Here is a 20,093-nt window from a genome sequence, read left to right as displayed (position 1 = left end):
GTGTCTCCGTCTCCGAGAGTGTGTTCCGCCTTCGTGGACCACGTTAGGAGGGATACAGGTCAGGTCCTGTCCTAAAGGGACGGCGTCGCGGATCGTTCTCCCACCGGGAGCACGGACACCCCCCACGCCTGCGCGCACAGCGCCCGCTCGGCCTCGCCGGCGTACAGCGCCGCCGCCAGCCACGCGCTCGCGAAGCGGCCCGAGTCCGACGGCAGCAGCCGTCCGAACACGTCACGGGCGCGGTCCGCCGCGGCGGCGTGCAGCGCGTCGAGGAGATCGCCCGCCGTACCGAGCCCCGCGCGGCGGAGCCGGGTCCCGTCGCCCGCCGCGCCGCCCGGGAAGGCCAGCACCCGGCGGCCCCCCGACACGGCCTGGTGGACCCGTCGGCGCAGCAGGTGCAGCGGTGCCTCGTCCACGTCCGGTGTCGACGCCGCAACCGCGCCCCGGGACGCCGTCGCGGGCAGATCCGCGTGCTGGAGCCGGTCCAGCCCCAGGTCCACCCGCGCCGCCGGGTCGCTCGGGTGCTCGGTGGCCAGCAGCAGCGCACGGGGGACCGGTCCGGGCACCAGCCGGGCCACGACCCGCAGAACGCCGCCCCCGGCCGCCGCCAGCAGTCGCAGGTTCTCGCGGTACGGCAGAGCGGGCGCGTCGTGTGCCGCCGCCAGCCGCAGGGGCACGCCGGCGCAGTCGGCCAGCAGACAGTCGCCCGCCGTCTCCCGGACCGCCCCCAGGAGCGTCACCTCGAGGAACAACAGATCGTGACCGCCCCCGAGGGCCCGCGCCACCTGATCGGCGACGGGTACCGCCCACAGCCGGTCCAGCGGTGCCTCGCGCCACGCCGCACCGGAGGCGCGCACCGCCCGCACCCCCGCTCCCGCGCCGAGGCGTCCCGTCGGCGAGACGGTCGCGCCCGACACGGCGAGGCCCGCGCGCGCCAGTTCACGGTGCGTCAGGGACGTGTCGCCGATCCGGACGGCCCGGTCGGCGGCGCCGGTCGCGCGGCCGGGACCGCCGGGCGCCACGTCGGACACCGTGTGGAGGCGGCCGTCGGCATCGGCGGTCCAGGTGACCGCGCCCGCGTGACCGGTGGTCGTCAGGACCGGTTCGGAGAACAGACCGTACAGCCGCAGGGAGCCGTCCGGACGGTACGGCTGGCGCGCCGTACCGCGCAGTTCGGCCAGGTCCGCTCCCGTGGCGCGGGGGATGCGGTGCGCCACGGCCAGGGCGCCGCGCAACGCGTCCGCGAGGCCGTCGAGGCGGTGGGCGGGGTCGGCGGAGCGGGCCGCGCGCACCCCGGTGACCACGGAGACCGCGGCGGCCGAGGCGCGGGGGAGACCCGCGAGACGTGCGGTGTGCGCGGCGCGCAGCAGCTCCGACTGGAGCACGGCGCCGGCCCCGTCCGCGCCGGCCTCCAGCACGGCGGCCGCCGCCTCGAACACCGCACGGGCGGCGGCGCGTTCCTCCGGCCCCGCGGACTCCGGCGCGGGTCCGCGTCCGTCCTCCTCCCGCAACTCCCGTCCCGTGTCCGCCGCTTCGCCGGCCGGCGCTGCCACCGGCACGTCCTCGGCGACCGGCGCCGCCGAGGCGGCGGCCGCGCGGTGCAGGCAGTCCGGTGCCAGCAGGCAGCCGCAGCGGACGGCGTCCGCACTGGTCACCGTCCCGCCGGGGGCGTGCAGTTCGAGGTCGGTGTCGTCGTCGACGGCGATCCGCACGGTGTCGCCGTCGCGCACCACCGGACGGGCCGCGAGCTTGGCGACCCCCGCGTCCAGCCGCTTGCGCAGCCGGGGCGACAGCGCCCCGACCAGCTCGGCCGTGACGGACGGGGCGACCGGGGGCAGGCCTGCGGTCATGTGATCTTCTCCCCTACCCAGCGGGCGAGTTCGAGTGGACTGAGGGCGGCCACGGGCATGCCCGCGGCGACGAGCTGACCGGCGACGCCCGTGGAGTAGCGGGGCCGGCCCGTGTCGTCGAGGCTCGCGCAGCCCAGGACATGACAGCCCGCCCCGACCAGCGCGCGGACCTCGGCGAGCAGTCCGCCGAGGGGGTACCCCTCCTCGAAGTCGCTGACGACCACGACGAGGGTCCGCGAGGGGACGGTGACCAGCTCACGGGCGTGCCGCAGGCCCGCCGCGATGTGCGTGCCGCCGCCCACGCTGACCTCCAGCAGCAGCGACAGCGGGTCCTCGACGTGTCCCGTGAGATCGATGACCTCGGTGGAGAACGCCAGGAAGTGCGTGGACAGGGTCGGCACCCCGGCCAGCACCGACGCCGTGAGCGCGGCCCACACCGTGGACGCCTCCATGGAACCGGACACGTCGGTCACCAGGATCAGCCGCCAGTCCGCGGACCGCCGCGCGCGGGTGCGGAACACGGGGTGCTCCGGGATGACCCGGACCGTGCCGTCGGGGGCGCGGCGCGCGGTCGCCAGGTTGGCGCGCAGGGTGCGCGGCAGGTCGAGACCGCCCCCCGGCCGCCTGCTCGGCCGCGGCAGGGCCGTGCCGTGCAGGGCCGGCCGCAGCCGGGTCGCCAGTTGTCGGGTCAGGGCCTCGACCAGCCGCCGCACCAGCGGACGCAGCGCGGCCAGCCGGGCCTCGGGCAGACCGCCCGCGTGACGCAGCACGGTGCGCAGCAGGTCGACCGAGGGGCGCACCCCGTCCGCGTCCAGCTCGGCGAGCACGTCCGTGCGGCCCGACGCGGCGGCCGCCGCCAGCACCTCCTCCCGGATGCCCGGACCGAACAGCATCGCCAGCTCCTGCGACCACTCCCGCACGCCGGGGTAGGGCACCTCCCGGCCGCCGCCCGAGCCGCGCCCGGTGGTCAGATCGCCTCTGCTGCCCTCCCCGCGTCCGCTGCCGTACAGCTCGTCCAGCGCGGTCGCCAACGAAGCAGCCGAGGAGGGAAGCCGGTCCTTCCGGCGGCCCAGCACGAGCCGCCAGCGGTCACCGGGGGCGAGCACACCGCCCTCGGCCCGGGCCGCCGGCGGCCCGACGGGGACGTCCGCCCGCGCCGTGGCGGGCACGGGCAGCAGTCCCAGGGCCCGCAGGGCCTCGCGGCCGGCGAGGTCCGCCCGCGCCCAGGCGGCGAGCGCGGCCGGATCGACACCGCCGGTGTCCGCCACGTGCGAGACGCCGAGGCGTTCCTCGACGGCCGCCAGCAGGCGGTCACGGGCCGCGGGGCTCAGGGCGTCGAAGCCGCCGCGCAGCGCCGGGAGCCGGTCCAGGAACTGCCGGTCGGGCAGCTCCGACACCCGGTCGAGCAAGGGCTCCAGGGCGGGCGCGGCCGCCTCCAGCAGGGGACCGGCGGCGGTCAGCAGCCCGCCGAGCCGCGCGGTGAGCGCGGCCCGCGAGTCGGCGTCGACGGCCCCGTCGACCCAGGACGCCACCCGGTCCCCGAACGCCCGCGGGTCCTCCAGCCCGAGCAGCACGCGTACGGCCCCGGCGGCGCCGCGCATCAGCGGCGACCCGTCGGCGGCCAGCCGGCCGAGGGCATCGGTGAGCCTGATGCCGCCCGACAGATCGGCACGGTGGGCCAGCTCGAGCAGGGCGCGGGCGTCCGCCGGGTCCTCCGAACCGGTCAGGCCGTCCACCTGCCGCACCGCCGCCGACGTCAGCAGCTCGGCCACGCCGGCCGCCCGTGCCGTACGGTCCCCGTCCGCGCCGAGACCGGGGACGTGCCCGGCCCGCAGCCGGTCCAGCAGGGCCAGCCCGGCGAGCAGCTCGGGCAGGGTACCGGCGCCGGGGAGCGCCTCGGCGAGATCGGCGAGACGCTCGTCCGCGAGCCCGGTCAGACCGCACTCGGCGGCCCGCGCCAGCCCCTCCAGAGCCTGCGCCGCCGTCGGCCCTCCCTCGCTCTCCTCGGCCCGCCGCCGCTCGCGCAGCACCCCCTCGGCGGCCTGGGCGGCGGTGACCCCGCGCACGCCGGCCGCGGTCAGCATGGCCGCCGTCGCGGGCGTCCAGCGCACCTCCCAGCGCGAGGTGAGCGCCTCGGCACCCCCCGCCCCAGCCACCTCCTTCGCCTCCCCGTAGGGCACCCCGCACACCGCCAGCCGGCGCAGCAGCAGCTCACGGCGCCGGTCGAGAGCGGAGCGCAGCGGATCCAGGCGCAGGTCCCGTGCCGCACCGGGCACCCCATCCGCCGGTCCGGGCAGGCCCAGCTCCGCCGCCTCGGCCTCCACCGCCGGGGTCAGACCGCAGCGCGGCGCGTCCGGTGCGGGCCGTCCGGTGCGGGTGCCGACCAGCACCCGCTCCATCGCCCGCGCCACGGCCCGCCCCCTGCCGTACGGCTCGCCCTGCGTCAGCACCGTCTGCACGGCCTCCACCAGCTCGCCCCGGCCCGCCGCGGGCAGCCCGCGCAGCCGGGACAGGTCGGAGGCGAGCCGGACGATCTCCCGCGCGTCGGCGGGCCCCGACGGGTGGCCGAGGAGGCGCAGCTCGGCACAGACGCGCACGGCGGCCCGCGTCAACGCCTCTGCCATCGCCTCGGGAACGCCCGCGGCCCGCAGGACCATGTCCTGCCACTCGGGGTCCCGGATGCCCGCCGGATAACCGGACCGCTCGTCCAGCAGGGCGTAGGTGTAGGGGATGAGGGACGTGGTCCACGCGGGACGGCCCGCGTCGGCGCCCTGTTCCCCCGCACCGGCCCCCCGCACCTCCTCCGGGTGCCGGCCCACCAGCGCCGGGGCGTGAAAGGCCCCCACCACCACGGCGGCCCGCTCCCCCCGCGCGGTGGCCCGCGCGATCCGCGCCCGCATCCACCGCTCCCGCCGCAGGTCCAGCTCGGGCACGCCGCCCGCCGCGGCCGCGTCCTCGCGCAGCGCCCAGCCGGTGAGCAGGGCCGCCCGGCGCAGGGCCTCCGGCGGCGAACCGGGCGCGGTGGCCTCGACGAGCCGGTCCCACAGATCGTCCCCGGGACGGCCGCTCACCCCGGCCCGCAGCGCGGCGGCCAGCCCGGGACCGCCCGCGCCCGGCGCCGGGGCGGCGGCCCGGCCCGCCTCCCACGCGCGGTCGGCCAGCGGCAGGTCGCAGGCGACCACCGGCACGCCCCGGCGGTCCGCCCAGCGCACGGCGGCCAGCTCGGGCGAGAAGTCCGCGAACGGGTAGAAGGCCGGCCCCGCCCCGCCGCCCCCGTCGGCGGGGGCGGCGGCGAGCGCGACCGGGGCCCGCGTCTCCTCGTGCCCGAGCCACGGCAGCCACTCCTGCATCTCGGCCGGCAGCTCGACGAGCAACACGTCCGGCTCCGCCGCGTCCAGCAGCGCGGGCACCGCCGCGGCCAGGGAGGGCGCGTGATGCCGTACTCCCACGAGATAGGGCGCCGCCGGGCCGGTCAGGGCGGCGAGGGCCTCCTCGGGAGAGACCGGACCGGGGCGGGAGACGGGCGGCACCCGGCCGGGGACGGGTCCGGACGGGTCCGGCCCGTGGGGGGCGGAGAGGCGGGAGAGGGACACGGCCGTCAGCCCTCCAGAACCGTGCGCAGGTCCCACAGGGTGCGCCAGGTGGCGGAGCCCTGTTCCGCGCGGCGGCGGACGGGACCGTCCCAGTAACCGCGCAGCCGGGCCGCGTCGGCGGGGTCGTCCTTGCGGACCACGCCCAGCAGGTGCCCCGGCAGCAGACCGAGCACGTCCCGGTCACCGGGGAAGTACGCAGCCGCCAGGGCCAGGGCACCCGCCACGGACACGGCCTCGGCGGTGCTCATCACGGTGGACGGCCGCTCCACCTCCCAGCCCTCCGCCGACCGGCCCTCGCGCAGATCCCGGAAAGCCGTCACCAGCGCCTCCAGCACCGCGTCGTCGACGTGGAACGGCGCCCCCGCACGCTCCACCGACGCCCGCGCCTGGCCGCGCACGAGCGCCGTCTCCGCCTCCACGTCCGGGATGGGGCCGACCGTCTCGAAGTTGAAACGGCGCTTGAGGGCCGCCGACATCTCGGAGACGCCCTTGTCGCGCAGGTTGGCGGTGGCGATCAGGTTGAACCCGGGCGCCGCGTGCGCCAACGCGTCCTCGGAGCCGGCCAGTTCGGGGACCGCGATGCGCCGTTCGGAGAGCAGCGACACGAGGGAGTCCTGCACCTCGGGCAGACAGCGGGTGACCTCCTCGACCCGCGCGATGCCGCCCCGGCGCATGGCGGTCAGCACCGGCGAGGGCACCAGCGCCTGCCGGCTGGGGCCCTGCGCCAGCAACAGCGCGTAGTTCCAGCCGTACTTGAGCTGGTCCTCCGTGGTGCCCGCCGTGCCCTGCACGACCAGACCGCTGGTGCCGCACACGGCGGCCGACAGCAGCTCCGACAGCATGGACTTGGCGGTGCCGGGCTCGCCGACGAGCAGCAGACCGCGCTCGCCCGCCAGGGTCACCACGCACCGCTCGACCAGGGCCCGGTCGCCCACGAACTTGCCCTCGATCACGAGCCGGCGCGGCACCCCGTCGCCCGCCGCCGCACCGTCGGGCAGCTTCAGGGCCCGCCCGTCGCTGCCCATGACGAACGTGACGACCGCCCGGGGAGTCAGCCGCCAGGCGGGCGGACGCGGCCCGTCGTCGTACGCCGCGAGGAAGGCCAGCTCGGTGGCGTGCCGGTCCTCGGGCGGGACGATCTGGCGGGCCGGGGCGGGGGAGAGGGTGGTCGTCATCGGCGCGGTCTCTTCCGGGTGCGGGGGGACGGTGGTCATCGGCGGCGGCCCTTGCGGGTGGCGCGGGTGGTCAGTTCCTCGTAGGCCGGGGCGTCGCCGGCGCGGACGCGGTCCCACGCGCGGGCGAACAGCTCGGGCACCGGCATCAGGGGCACCGCACGGGAGCGCTCGCCCACCGGGTACAGGCCCTCCTTCCACACCTCGACCGGCAGCGCCGGCGCCTTCAGGTCGCGCCAGCCGCACGGCAGGAAGAGCGTGCGTCCGGCACGCGGCCGCTTGGCCTCCACGACCAGGTCCGTGGCCGCGAGTTCCGTCCGGGCCCGCTTCGCCCGGGCGGGCTTCCAGCCGCTCCAGCGGGCGCAGTTGCGGTCCGTGGGATCGGGCAGGGCGAGGAGCTGGAGGTACAGCGCCGCCGCGTCCTCGCTCAGGCCGTGCGCCCCGGCGACCTCCGCGACCAGCTCCGGCACGGTGACCGTCGGGTCCTGGGCGTGCCCGCCGGCCTCCCCGGGACCGGTGCCGGCGGCGAGCGCGCGGGCGAGGTCGTCACCGAGGACGGCCCGCAGCGCGCGCAGTCCGCCGCCGCGTCCCGGCCCGGTCAGCCCCTCGACGAGTCCGAACACGGCGTCGTCCGGACCGGTCAGCCCGGCCGGCCGCACCAGGACCGCCTCCTGCTCCTGGTACCAGGGGCGCAGCACGAGCGCGTCGCCCAGCCGGGTCAGGCCGTCCGCGTCGGCGCCGCCGGTGGCGGGCAGACCGTGGGCCTTGCGCAGCGCGGGGGCGGTCATGCCCTTCTCCGCCCAGGTGACGTCGAGGTCGAGCAGCAGCCCCGGGTCCGTGAGACGGCGGCGCACCGCGGCGAGCCCCTCGGGCAGGGCGGCGCGCAACGGATGACCGTAGGGCAGCGTGTAGGCGAGCCCGGCCAGCGCGGCCACGGCGCTCGACACCTGGTGGCGGCCGGGCAGCGCCCGCGCGTCGTCGGGGACGAGGTCGCCGTTCCTGCCGGGCCGCTGGACGGTGGTGCGGCTGATCCAGGCCGTGCGCGTCGGGTTGAGCACGTCCTCGGCCGCACCGGCGGAGACGCCGGTGAGTTCGAGATCGGCGGCGATGTCCTCGGGGAGACGGACGAACCCGCCGAACCGCTCCTGCCAGATCCGGCCCGCGGCCGCCGTGTCGGGGCCGGCGGTCCACAGGTCACCGGGGCTGTCGGGCAGCAGGGCGCCGACGAGGGCGGGCCCGTCGCCGAGCCGGAAGGAGGTCAGCAGGCCGTCGCCGAAGGTCTTCTGACGCGGCTTCAGGCCGATGGTCGCGAGCAGGTCGGTGGCCACCTGCACCGGCTTGCCGGCCAGCAGCAGCGCCGACTGCACGGGCCCGAGCCCGCCCCCGGTCGCGGCGGCGAGCGCGTCCGGCGCCTCCGGCCGCCAGGGCGCGGGCCCCTTGTCGCGGATCAGCCCGGTGACGGCGCTCAGGGCGTCGGCGGGGAAGACCGGCGGGTGCGCGGTCTCCCGCTCCAGCACGAAGTGGGCGATCGCGCCGAACGCGCCGGACGGGTCGTGATCCAGCGCCAGCCAGTGCACCCGGCCCTTCTCCCGGTCGACCTGCCGGCAGCCGAGCACGACGACCGTACGGCCCTCGCGGCGCAGCACCTGGCCCAGACGCTCGTGCTTGTGCTGCGGCTCGCTCAGCACGACCTCCCGCAGGGCGGCGCCGTCGGCCGCGGCCAGCCGCCCGTCCGCGATCACCTCGAACAGCACCAGGAGGGCCTCCCGGTGCGCGTCGGACAGGACGGGGGAGGCGGCACGGTAGGCCAGGGGCCGCAGCACGTCCAGGAGGGACGGCCACAGCACCCCGATGCCGGGCACGGTGAACTCGTCGCTCCGCCACCCCTCGGCGGCCCCCGTCGAGCGGGAGCGCTCGGGCAGCGGCCTGCCGTCGGCGGGCCTGCCGGACAGCACGTGGTTGACGGCACGGATCTGCCGCACGGCGCTCCACTGCTGCCCGCCGCCCCACCAGCCCTGCTGGTCGGCGAGGCCGGCGGCGGCCTCCCGCAGCGTCTGGTCGTCCGCGTGCCGGGGACTGTAGTCGCCGAACATGCCCACGACGCGCCGCTGTTGCGCCGGCTTCGGCTCCGCCGGGGGCGCCACGAACGCGGCGGTCGACTCCGCGAGCCGCAGCACCGCGCGCACCAGCGCGGAGACCCCGATGAGCAGGCGCCGCTCGCCCAGACCGGGCACGCAGCGCGAGACCGCCTCGCGCAGCACCTCGTCGGCGTTCGGCAGGGAGGGCGTGCCGCCGGCGGCGTCGTTCGACGCCGCGGACGTCCCCGTCGCGGCCGCCGCCGGTCCTTCGGCCCCGCCCGCCGAGGCGGCCCTGGCCGCCGCCACGCGCGCGGCGTGCTCGGCGAGCGCCTCCGCGCCGGTGCGCAGCACCGTGGCCGCCTGCTCGTCGCTCAGCGCCCGCAGGACCGCGGACGCGGCCTCGTCCCAGGGCCGCAGCGCGTGCCAGAAGTCGACCGGCGGGACCAGCCGCGTGCCGGCGGCGAACTCGCCGCCCCGCTCCAGCGGGGTCACCCGCCCCGACTCCCCGGACGCGGAGGTGTCGTCCGCGGTGCGGAAGACGATCTGCCGGTGCAGGGCGACGACGACGGGCTCGGCCCCTCCGGGCAGCCGCAGCGCGCCGACCGGCACGCCGCGCGTGACGCCGTCGCGGTCCTTCGGCACGGAGACCGTGCGCCCGTCCGGCGTGCCGGCGGTGACGCGGGCCCCGGCGCCCTCGCCCTCCTCGCGCACCCAGCGTCCGAGGACCGTGCCGTCCGTGCCGAACGGGCTGTGCTCCAGACCGGGCTGGAGCGGCAGCACCGCGCAGTGCTGCTGGAGCAGGGTGGCGTCGTCGGAGACGCCCGACCGCAGGAAGGCGGGCAGCGAGGCACGCCCGTGGGTGCCGGTGGCCGGGTCGTACTCCAGCCACACCTGCTTGCGCCCCTCCCGGCCCTGACGCCAGTACGAGGTGCCGTCGCCGAGGACGCGGCGGCTCGGCGGCAGGACGGTGTCACCGGGGTGCAGCGTGCGGCCGCCGGTGGCCCGGCCGCCCCCCGGCAGCGGGATCGAGGGTTCACCGGCGTCGTGCGCGCCGTACCAGTGGGGGACCCGTTCGCCGCTCAGGGGGAAGACGTCGGAGGGGCGGGCCGACCAGTAGCCGAACTGCTTGCCGCCCTGGGGCCACATCACCAGCAGCTCGCCGTCGGTGAAGCGGAACGACGGACGCTGCCAGCGGTCCAGGCCCTCGGGCAGCCGCAGGTCGTGCTCGAGGAGGACGCCCTCGGGGCCGACGACGATCACCTTGTGCCTGCGGGAGAGGATCAGCGCGGGCCAGGCCTCGTCGACCCGCAGGGTGTCGTCACGGTCGCGCCTGGTCTCGGCGTCGAGCCGCGTCAGCGCCTCCTCCAGGGCGGGCCAGACCAGTTCGTCCGGGATGCCGGCGCGCAGGGTGCGGCCGAGCAGCGGCGCCGCCTCGTGGGCGGCGACCGCGGCGACGGCGGCGGGGCCGACCCGGGCCGCCACCGCGCGGAACGGCCGTAGCTTCTCCAGCGCCGCGCGCGCGGCGGGCAGACCGGCCGCGGCGGTCAGTTCCCGGGCGGCGTCCTCCAGCCACTCGCGCAGCACGTCGGCCAGTACGGGGTGACCGGCCAGCCCCTCCAGCAGCCGCGCGTCCGGCCGGTGGCCGCCGAGCGCGCCGACGGACAGGTACAGCAGCCGGCGGTGGCGGGGGTGGGCCGCGAGGGCCGTCAGGTCCCGCTGTCCCGGCGCCTTGTCCTTCAGCCACTGGTCCAGGGGCAGGAACACGTCCCGGCCGGCGGCGGGGTCCGCCAGCGGCACGTCCTCCGCCAGGCACAGGTCGAGCAGGTCCAGGTCGGCGCCGGGATGCCAGCGCCCGGTGAAGAGGTCGACGGGCCGGCCGTCCTCGCGCAGCCGCGACGCCATCCGCCGGACGAGCGCCAGCGTGGCCGGCGACCGGCCGCTGACCGAGCTGCCGTGCTTGCGGTGCAGGGACCAGCGGCTGAGCCAGTCCGCCGCGTCGACGTCGGAGTCGGTCTCCCCGGTGAGCAGCAGATCCGCTCCGCACTCGGTGAGCAGGTCCAGCCAGAACTCGTCGTCGCGCGTGGAGCGGCCCAGGCCGGCCGGCATGATCTCCAGCAGCCGGGCCCGTACGGCGGGCTGCCGCCGGGCGAGCAGCACCAGCGTCCCCCGGTAGGTGTTCCAGAACGACGCGGGCGCCCGCACCGCCGCCGGGGAGGCGATCAGGTCGGCGACCAGCGCGCACTCCTCGGCGACCCGGTCCAGCCCCGCGGCCTTGACCAGTCCGCGCGCGTCCTGCGGGAGCGAGGCGTACGGCGGCATGCCGGCCGCGCAGCGCTCCACCGTCAGCTGCCGGAACTGGCTCCAGGCGTCGGCGGGGCTCAGGCGCGCCGCGAGGGCCTTGACGTGCTCCTTGAGCGCCTTCACGGTGAGCGCCCCGGCGAACGCGAACTCCAGGAACACGGCACGCTGCCGCTCCTCGTCCACGGTCAGCGCGTGCACCCGCTCGGCCTCGCGCGCCTTGCCGAAGAACGCGGCGGCGTACGTGGTGTTCTCGTGCCGGAGGAAGACGCGGGCGGCCTGCTCGTAGAAGGTGGGCAGGAAGTGCGGCACGGCCCGGCCGAGTCGCTCGCCGAGCGCCTCGAAGCCCTCCTTTGCGGTGCCGGGGCGGGACTTCGCCTGCCGCGCGAGGCGCTCGACGTCCTTGACGAGGGCCAGCGCGTGGTGGCCGTTCGCCGGGTCGTTGACCAGGGCCCAGGCGGGGAAGCCGAGCGTCTCCCGGCGTATCTGCCCGACCAGCGGCGTCTCCGGCTCCCGGACCAGGCCGAGGAAGTCCAGCGCCAGGTCCTCCGCCTCGCCGAGCGTGCCCGGCACCAGCCGCACGATCCTGCGCTCGTCCAGGGCGGGGTGCGTGTACGTGCGCACGGTGAGGACGTCGGCGTCCTCCCGGCCGGTCGTGCCCGGCGGCAGGATCGCGCCGGCGTCGAGCAGCGCCGCGGAAGCCGTCTCGTCGTACGTCGTCATGCCGCCTGCTCCTCGTCCTCGATGTTCCGCCCGGCGTACAGCGAGGCCGCCATGCGCATGCCCTCCGACCAGGCCACCGGCCCCACCTGACCGAGCCTCAGCGCCCGGCCGGCGGCGTCGGTGAAGGTGAGGGGGCCGGTCTCCGTCTCCTCGTAGCCCTCGTAGTCGCCGATCCACACCCGGGCCTCGACGCCCCGGCCGTCCTCCAGGACGGAGCAGACGGCGTTGCCGCCGCGCACGCGGTAACCGAGCTGGGCGGCCCTGCCGTGCAGGAAACGCAGCTCCTTGAAGACGCCGCCGGCGTACTCCTCGACGGAGGTGCCCTCCGCGTCGAGCGCGGCGGGCCGGTGCCAGACCTCGCGGAACAGCTGCTGGGCGCGCTGCTCGACGCCGAGTTCGACGGCGAACTCCCTGAGGTCCTCCAGGTCTTCGAGGAGCACCGGGTGCGGGAGGCGGACGAGACCGGGGGTGATGCGGACGGTGTCGCCGTCGAGGTCGACGAGGCCGAGGCCGCGCTCGGGGTCGGCGTCCCGCAGGAATCCGGCCACCTCGCCGTCCTCCCCGGTGACGACGAGGTCGCGCAGGGCGGCCTGCCACGCCGGGTCGGGCCACACCCGCGCGAGGACGGCGAACGGCACCGGCAGCGAGCGCACCATCCAGCGCTCCACGTCGGCCAGGCACCGCTGCTCGTGCCGTTCCAGCCATTCGACGAGCTGACGCAGGCCCACCACGGCCGGATCGTCGGCGATCTTGGGCGGAACGGACTTCAACCGTCGCCCCGCCGCGTTGCGGCACACCACCTTGCCGTCGTCGAGGGCGACTTCGTAGTCGCCGGCCGACACCCACCCCATGCGTGCCTCCCGCACCCGCAGTGATCAAGTGCCGGGAACTCTAGATCAGGCCACTGACAACGGGTCCTCGACGGGCGGCCGGCGTTCCGGCGGCCGCCTTCCCCGGACCGGGGCGCCTCGGCCACCGCCGCCGGGAGCGTCGCCGCGCCGCACACGGGTGCGGCACCGGGACACGGACGGTGAGAAGGGGCGGCCGGCGCGCGGTCCGCGGGCCGGCCGCGGGAGAGGTGCCGGCGGGCGGCCGGCGGGGAGGTCAGCCCTCGACCCAACCGTGGTTCTTCGCGAACTGGGCCAGCCCGGAGCGGACCTGGAGGATCTGCTCGGCGGTCAGCGAGGGCGCCGCCGTCAGCAGGGCCTCGGTGACGTCACGGGTGAACTCCTCCGTGCTGAGCACGTCGCACAGGACGTCGTCGTCGACCGCGAGCGGCTTGCCGTCCGCCCCGCGCGCGAGCCGTACCCCGGAAGCCTTCGGACCGCGCTCGCCGTCCTCGATCTCGAACTCGACCACGATGCCCCGGCGGACCTGCGACTCGGGCATCAGCATGTCGTTGACGTGCAGGAAGACGTCCTCCCCGCCGTCGTCGGGCGCGATGAACCCGTACCCCCGCTGACTGTCGAAGCGCACCACACGACCAGCAACCATCCCAACCCCCAGCGACCTCGCACACCCACGTCGGTGAACCTGACCAGATCGTAGTCACCCCGACGCCCCGGGGCGACCGTCACGGTCGCGCGAGGCGGACTCCGACGCCGTGAGGGAGGCGGCTCAGGCCTCCGCGCCGTCGGCCTTCGCGGCGTCGCGCCGGTGCAGACGGGCGGCCTCCTTGCGGACCTCGGCCTGGGTGGCGCGCTCCTTCGCCAGCCACTCGGGCCCGGCGTCCTTGATCTCCTGGATCTGCTCGGTGGTCAGCGCCTCCGTGACGCCGGCGCGCGCCAGTCCGGCGATGGACACGCCGAGCTTGGCCGCGACCACCGGACGGGGGTGCGGGCCCTTCTCCCGCAGGGCGCGCAGCCATTCCGGCGGGTTCGCCTGGAGCTCGTTCAGCTCGGCGCGCGTGACGACACCCTCCTGGAAATCGGCGGGGGTGGCGGGGAGGTACACATCCAGCTTCTTCGCCGCGGTCGCGGGCTTCATCGTCTGGGTGCTCTGGTGCGACTTCATGCGGTCCAGGGTATCGGCCGCGAACCGGACCGCCGACCACAGCCGGTAACCTGGCGGGATGACCGACTCGGCGGATTCCCCCTCGTTCCGGCTCGCGTACGTTCCCGGAGTGACCCCCGCCAAGTGGGCGCGGACCTGGCAGGAGCGCCTGCCCGACGTACCCCTCGTCCTGCTTCAGGTGACGCCCGCCGAGGCCTCCGGAACGCTGCGCGAGGGCACCGCCGACGCGGCCTTCGTCCGGCTCCCGGTGGACCGCACGGTGTTCAGCGCGATCCCCCTCTACACCGAGACCACGGTCGTCGTGGTCCCCAAGGACCACGTGATCACGGCGGCCGACGAGGTGTCCCTCGAGGACCTCGCCGACGAGGTGGTGATCCATCCGCTGGACGACGTCCTCGGCTGGGAGCGGCCCCCGGGGGAGGCCGCCTTCGAGCGCCCGGCCACCACCGCCGACGCGATCGAGCTGGTCGCGGCGAACATCGGTGTGCTGGTCGTGCCGCAGTCGCTGGCCCGGCTGCACCACCGCCGCGACCTCACCTACCGCACCCTCGTGGACGCCCCGCAGTCCGGCGTCGCCCTCGCCTGGCCGCAGGACGCCACCACCGACCTGGTGGAGGACTTCATCGGCATCGTCCGGGGCCGCACGGTCAACAGCACCCGGGGCCGGACCCGGCAGCCGTCCGCCGAGCCGAAGGCCGAGCGCGTCGAGCCGAGGACCGGCGGCGCCCCGCGCAAGGCCGGCCAGGGCGGGGCCGCCCGGGGCCGCGCCGGCGGCGCCAGGGGAGGCGGCGGAGCCAAGGGCGGCGGCGGCCGGCGCGGTACCGGCGGCAGGCCCCGCCGCCGCTCGTAGCGGTACCGGCCCCGGCGGCACCGGGCACGTCAGGGCACGAAGGTCGCGCTCCGCGCGGTGCCCACCGCCCTCTCCCCGTCGGCCCGCCCGAGCAGTCCCGCGGCGACCCAGGCGTCCACCACGCCGCGCACCCGGCCGGCCAGGGCGCCCTTCCCGCCGAACGGCGCCCCCGCCCAGACCTCGTCGAGCAGCGTGGTGCCGTCCTCCTTCGCGGGGTTGGCCACGCCCGAGTCGGTGCCGCCGAAGACGATCCGGGGCTCCACCCGCCGCACGTAGGCGTGCGTCGGGTCCTCGGTGCCCTCGTGGAAGGGCGCGAACTCGACGCCGTCGAGCGTGTGGTGCAGCGGCTTCCCGCTCACGGGGGTGAGCGAGGGCGCCAGGTCGCCGGAGAGCGCCGCGTTGCGGTAGAGGCCGAACTCCAGGTACGACGTCGACGGGTGGCGGGCGACCAGGTTCACGGGGCCGTGGAACAGGGCCTGCAGGGACGGGTCGTCCGGGGCCTTCTCCACCCGCAGCCGGAACGGGGCCGACACGCGCACGGTGTCCCCGTCGTGCCAGGTCCGGGACACCGTGAAGTAGGTCCCGGGAGTGGGCGTGCCGCTCGCCGCACGGCCGTTGACCGTCACCCGGAACCCGGCGGTCGCCCACGCCGGCACCCGCAGCCGCAGCGCGAAGGACGCCGTACGGCCCCGGACGGTGAGCGTGGTGCCCTGTTCGCGCGGGAAGTCGGTGCTCTGGGTGACGGTGACGCCCTTCTCGGCCCAGGTCAGCGTGGTCGGGCTGTAGAGGTTGACGTACAGCGCGCCGCCGTCGGCGGCCGTGAAGTACACCGAGTCCTGGTACTTCGTGGCGCTCTCCATGCCGGTGCCCTCGCAGCAGGTGGTGCCCTGCTTCGGCGTGTAGTCGCGCACATGCCCCGGCGTGAGCCCGATGAAGTACGTGACCAGCGGCTTCTCCGCGTCCGCCCGGTCCTGCCGGGAACCGAGGACCTGGTTGAGCAGGGCCCGCTCGTAGTACTCCATGTACTTCGGGTCCTGCTCGTGGAGGAACAGCGTCCGGCTGAGCTTGAGCATGTTGTACGCGCAGCAGGTCTCGGCGGTGGTGGCGCCGATCGTGCCGGCGATGACGTCCCGCGCCCTCCAGAACTCGCCGGTGCCGGTGCCGCCGATGCCGTACGTGCGGTGCGGCACGACCATGTCCCAGAAGTTCTTCGCGGCGGTGAGGTAGCGCTCCTCGCCCGTCGCGTCGTACAGCCGGACGTACCCGGTGAAGATCGGTATGTGCTGGTTGGCGTGCAGGCCGTCGAGGACGTCGGTGCCCGCGGCGCACGCGTCGATGAGCCGGTCGAGGTCGAACATCCTGGCCAGCGCGAGGTGTTCGGCCTTTCCCGTGAGCGCGTGCAGGTCGCAGACCGCTTCGGCCAGGCCGCCGAACTCACCGCTGGAGAACAGGCCCCACATGCGCTGGAGGGTGGCCGCGGGCAGCCTCGACAGCCGGGAGTGCATCCAGTCGGCCATCCCGGCCGCCAGGTCCAGGGCACGGGCGTCACCGGTGGCGAGGTGCGCGTCCAGCAGGCCCCGCAGGATCTTGTGGGCGGTGTAGTAGGGCGCCCACACGCGCGTGTAGTCACTGCCGGTCATCGACTCCAGCTCGATGAACTGCGTCTCCGGGTACGCCGCGAGGAACCCCGGATGGCCGGGGCCGCCCCAGGTGCGGCGCAGGGTGGCGGTCAGGCCGCGCCCGGAGGAGTCCGCGAAGGAGGAGCCGGACGTCTCGTCGAAGGCGTACGAGACGAGGTCGCCGGGGACGCGGGCGCTCTGCAGCCCGGTGATCTCCTCGGCGGTCAGGACGCGCGACCACACGTCGAACCCGCCGAACGCGCCCGCGAGGACCGGGTCGGAGGCGTAGTGGGAGCGGCCGAGCCAGTGGTGGGCGAGGGTGCCCAGAGCGGCCGGGGTCAGCGTCATGGCCGTGTTCCGGGCGACGGCCGTGCCGTCGACGTGGAGCGTTCCGGTGCCGCCGCCGATCGTGACCGCGAGATGGCTCCAGCGGTCCAGGGGCAGCGCCGCGGTGCCGTCGAGGGCCTGCTCGGCGCCGGGCCCGCCGGTGGTCACGGCGAACCGGGGCACACCGGCGGCGTTGCGCACGGTCAGGTAGAGGTAACGGGTCGTGTCGTCACCGAAGTCCAGGACGCGGGCCCAGGCGCCGTCGTGGGTGGGCCTCACCCAGGCGGCCAGGGTGATCTCGTCGGCGCCGCCGAGGACGCCGGCGGGCAGGTCGACGTACCGGTGGGAGCCGCGGACGTGCTCCGTGGCCCGGCCGAACCGGCCGTCCGTGCTCAGGACGGCCGGTTCGTGCCGCAGGGCCTCGCGCACCTCGGTCAGCGCGCCGACCATCGTGCCGATGCGGTCCGCGTACACCTGCTCGCCGGTGCCCGCGTACGCCTGGGACAGCATGGTGAGGAAGTGTCCGGTGTAGTGGCCGCGCAGATTGCCGTTGGCCTCGCCGTCGAGCCCCTCCCAGCCGCCGGGGGCGACCGCGCCCAGGGTGGACAGGCCGGCGTTGGCACGGAACACCTGGAGCAACCGGTTCACGTCGTAGCCGCGGGCGTGGTCGAGCATCAGCTGCCGCTTGGCGGCGAAGACGCCGGCGCCGAGCCGGACGGCGTCGAGGGGGAAGGGCCGCAGCGTCCGGGCGGCCGGGGGCGGCGCCGCCGTGGCGCCGGCCGCCGCCGAGGCCGCGGCGCCCCCGGCGCCCGGGACGGCGGCGGCGAGGAGCGCGCTCTGCAGGAGGGTCCGTCTGGTGAGGGGCGGTGCCATGTGCTGCTCCTCCGGGTCCACAGTGTTCGATATCACGGACAGTGTGCGGATGATCGACCAGACGGTAGAGGCGGTGGCGGAGGGCGTCAACGATGCGGACGGGATCGGCGAGGATCGTCCGTCGTCCGTCGTCCGCCGTCCGTCGCTGACGGTCAGCCGTCAGCCGTCAGCCGTCAGCCGTCAGCCGTCAGCCGTCAGCCGTCAGCCGTCGGCCGTCAGCCGCCGACCGTGCGGCCGATCGACTCCACCAGCGGCAGCAGGCGGTACGGCACCCGCTCGCGCAGCGCCACCTCGGTGCGGGTGCGGACCACGCCGGGGAGGCTGATCAGCTTCTGGATCACATCCTCCAGGTGGGCGTTGTCACGGGCCACGACCCGGGTGAGGAGGTCGCCGCCGCCGGTGATCGAGAACACCTCCACGATCTCCGGCACGGCGGCCAGCGCGTCGCCGACGTCGTCGAGGTGCCCCTGGGTGACCTCGATGTGCACGAACGCGAGCACGGGATGGCCCAGCGCGGCGGGGGAGAGGGACGGGCCCGAGCCGGTGATCACGCCCTCGCGCTCCAGCCGGTCGAGACGGGCCTGGAGCGTGCCGCGGGCCACGCCGAGGACGCGCGCGTACTCCCGCACGCTGGTGCGGGGCTGCTCCAGCAGCAGGCGCAGGATGCGGGTGTCGAGCTGGTCGACGGCCATGGTGCCCGGACTCCTCGGGTTCGTCGGTGATCCGGACGACTGTACCAATGGCCCAGGCGTGCGCATTCCGGGTGTACCGGCTGTTCCTGGTCCGTTGGCCCTTCCATGGTCCTTCCCGGAGGGCTGTGACTGGGCCAATGGATCAGTCGATCGACGGCCACTTGAGCCACCGGCGGCGCGGGTGCTGTCATGGAGCGGTCGATGGCGCTGCGGATCCCGCGGCGCCTTTTTCATGCCGGTGTTCACGGATGTCCGTTGGGGGCGAGAAGTGCTGAAGAGGGTGTTCACGGCTCCGGATCCGGGGCGGGTACGGCTGCGGTTCGCCGCGCGGGCCGTCCTCGGCATCGGGCTGGCCGTCGTGGTCTGCGGGCTGGCCGGGCACTCCCTGGTCGGTGTCGTCACCGGCGGGCTCGCCGCGCTGCTCGCCCTGTTCACCGTCACCGACACCACCGTGCGCGGCCAGGCGGTCACCACCGCGCTGCTGCCCGCCGCCGGCCTGCCCGTCCTGGCCGCCGCGGCCCTCCTGCACGACCAGCCCCTGGCCCGCGACCTGGTCTTCCTGGCCGTCACCGGCGCGGGCGTGTACGCCCGCCGGTGGGGGCCGCGCGGCCACAGCCTGGGCGTGTTCGCGTTCATGATGTTCTTCGCCGCCCAGTTCCTGCACGCGACCGGGGAACGGCTCCCCGAGCTGGCCGCGGCCGTCGTCCTCGCCGTCCTCGGCGCGGCGGCCGTGCGCTTCGGCCTGTGGTGCTACGAGCGCCGTCTGCCCCCGGCCACCGTGCCCGCCCCGCCGGGCGGCCGCGGCCTCGCCCGGGTCACCACCCGGCAGGCCGTCCAGGCGACGGCCGGCGCGGGCTTCGCGCTCCTCGTGGGCCAGGCGGTGTCCGGGGAACGCTGGTACTGGGCCGTCGGCGCCACGTGGTGGATCTTCGTGAACACCACCTCCCGCGGCGAGACCCTGGTGCGCGGCTTCCGCCGGGTGCTCGGCACGGTGCTGGGCATCGGTCTCGGCCTGCTCGTCGCCGTCCCCCTGCACGGCGCCGGCGCGCCCACGGCCGCCCTCGTCGCCGTGTGCGTCTTCGGCATCTTCTACACCGCCGCCGTCTCCTACACCTGGATGATGCTCTGGGTGACCCTGCTCGCCGAACTGCTCTACGGCCTCCTCGGCGTGCTCACCCCCGGGCTGCTGGCGGTCCGCGTCGCCGAGACCGGCGTGGGCGCGCTCGGCGCGGGGCTGGCGGTGCTGTTCGTGCTCCCCGTCACCACCCACGCCGTCACCGACGCCTGGATCCAGCGCGCGCTGCGTTGCGTCCACGCCGGCACCGCCGAAGCCGCCGCCCGCCTCGCCGGCGACCCCGCCGCCGACCCCGGTGCGCGCGCCGCCGAACTGGAACAGCTCCTCGGCCGGGTCCGGCTCTCGGTCGCCCCCCTCACCCATCCGCTGAACCCCATGCTCGGCCGCAAGGCGCGCGCCCGCCGCGTCCTCGGCCTGCTCGACGACTGCGCGCGCGAGATCCGCGGACTGGTCGCCGTCGCCGCCGACCCGGAGGCCTCCCACGACGCCCGCCTCGCCGCCGCCTGCTGGCGCGTCCAGGCCGCGGTGGAGGCCCTCACCGACGGCGGCGCGGAACACCTCGCCCCCTGCGAGCACCCCACGGCGGCCGAACCCGCCCTGGCCCACCTGCACGGCCTGGAACGCGCCCTGGCGGAACTGGCCCACCCCCTGCGCACCCCCTCGGGCTCCCCCCTGGTGGGAGCCTGAGCGCCCCCGGCCCCGCCGACCCTCCCCCTCCCGCCGGTCCCGCCGACTCGGCACCGCCCTGCCGATCCCGTCGGGCCACGCCGCCTCCGTCCCGCCGATCCCGCCACGCCCCGCCGGTCCCGCCCCACCCCGCCACGCCCGGCCGGCCGGCGTTCCGTCCCCGGCCGCGGCTCGCGCCGTCCGGCGAAACCCCGCGGCACGCCGCCGCGTCACCCTCCACGCATCGGCCCGGACCGCACGGGA

At 76.3% G+C, this 20,093-nt stretch carries 11 protein-coding genes; 2 read left to right on the top strand and 9 right to left on the bottom strand.

The features are described from left to right. Positions 1 to 71: 71 nt before the first annotated feature. The 7 genes from ACZ5FU_RS31370 to ACZ5FU_RS31340 all read right to left on the bottom strand — a co-directional run bounded on the left by ACZ5FU_RS31370 (position 72) and on the right by ACZ5FU_RS31340 (position 13,727). Positions 72 to 1,850 carry a hypothetical protein gene (locus ACZ5FU_RS31370; RefSeq protein WP_469047550.1) on the bottom strand — a complete coding sequence of 593 codons (1,779 nt, stop codon included), beginning with the start codon at positions 1,848 to 1,850 and terminating at the stop codon, positions 72 to 74. Beyond that, positions 1,847 to 5,380, bottom strand: a complete 3,534-nt coding sequence (locus tag ACZ5FU_RS31365; RefSeq protein ID WP_469047575.1) for a vWA domain-containing protein — start codon at positions 5,378 to 5,380, stop codon at positions 1,847 to 1,849. The genes ACZ5FU_RS31370 and ACZ5FU_RS31365 overlap by 4 nt, the downstream gene beginning before the upstream one ends. 68 nt (positions 5,381 to 5,448) lie before the next feature. After that, positions 5,449 to 6,618 (bottom strand): ATP-binding protein, encoded by a 1,170-nt coding sequence (locus ACZ5FU_RS31360; RefSeq protein WP_451779970.1) that lies wholly within the window; start codon positions 6,616 to 6,618, stop codon positions 5,449 to 5,451. 35 nt (positions 6,619 to 6,653) lie between these two features. Next, positions 6,654 to 11,714, bottom strand: a complete 5,061-nt coding sequence (locus ACZ5FU_RS31355) for a hypothetical protein (RefSeq protein ID WP_468837390.1) — start codon at positions 11,712 to 11,714, stop codon at positions 6,654 to 6,656. Further along, entirely contained in the window at positions 11,711 to 12,565 is an 855-nt protein-coding gene (locus ACZ5FU_RS31350) for a DUF4132 domain-containing protein (protein ID WP_451527564.1), read from the bottom strand. The genes ACZ5FU_RS31355 and ACZ5FU_RS31350 overlap by 4 nt, the downstream gene beginning before the upstream one ends. Positions 12,566 to 12,818: 253 nt before the next feature. Then, the gene (locus tag ACZ5FU_RS31345; protein ID WP_451527563.1) at positions 12,819 to 13,208 is read right to left on the bottom strand and encodes a cold-shock protein; all 390 of its coding nucleotides are present in this window, start codon (positions 13,206 to 13,208) and stop codon (positions 12,819 to 12,821) included. Positions 13,209 to 13,331: 123 nt separating this feature from the next. Next, the gene (locus ACZ5FU_RS31340) at positions 13,332 to 13,727 is read right to left on the bottom strand and encodes a DUF5997 family protein (protein ID WP_451527562.1); all 396 of its coding nucleotides are present in this window, start codon (positions 13,725 to 13,727) and stop codon (positions 13,332 to 13,334) included. Between the two features lie 58 nt (positions 13,728 to 13,785). On the opposite strand from ACZ5FU_RS31340, the gene ACZ5FU_RS31335 reads away from it, so the two are divergent. Then, positions 13,786 to 14,577, top strand: a complete 792-nt coding sequence (locus ACZ5FU_RS31335) for a LysR family substrate-binding domain-containing protein (protein WP_451527561.1) — start codon at positions 13,786 to 13,788, stop codon at positions 14,575 to 14,577. A 29-nt stretch (positions 14,578 to 14,606) separates the two neighbouring features. Here ACZ5FU_RS31335 and ACZ5FU_RS31330 read toward each other — a convergent pair whose 3' ends face one another. Beyond that, entirely contained in the window at positions 14,607 to 17,396 is a 2,790-nt protein-coding gene (locus ACZ5FU_RS31330) for a beta-L-arabinofuranosidase domain-containing protein (RefSeq protein WP_468837392.1), read from the bottom strand. Positions 17,397 to 17,611: 215 nt separating this feature from the next. After that, the gene (locus ACZ5FU_RS31325) at positions 17,612 to 18,088 is read right to left on the bottom strand and encodes an Lrp/AsnC family transcriptional regulator (protein WP_363090268.1); all 477 of its coding nucleotides are present in this window, start codon (positions 18,086 to 18,088) and stop codon (positions 17,612 to 17,614) included. A 268-nt stretch (positions 18,089 to 18,356) separates the two neighbouring features. On the opposite strand from ACZ5FU_RS31325, the gene ACZ5FU_RS31320 reads away from it, so the two are divergent. Continuing rightward, complete coding sequence (locus ACZ5FU_RS31320) at positions 18,357 to 19,850, top strand: FUSC family protein (RefSeq protein ID WP_451779923.1); 1,494 nt, start codon at positions 18,357 to 18,359, stop codon at positions 19,848 to 19,850. The last annotated feature ends 243 nt before the right edge of the window (positions 19,851 to 20,093 follow it).

This window comes from Streptomyces sp. NPDC031554 (assembly GCF_055580685.1).
This window is presented reverse-complemented; position numbering and strand designations above follow the sequence as displayed.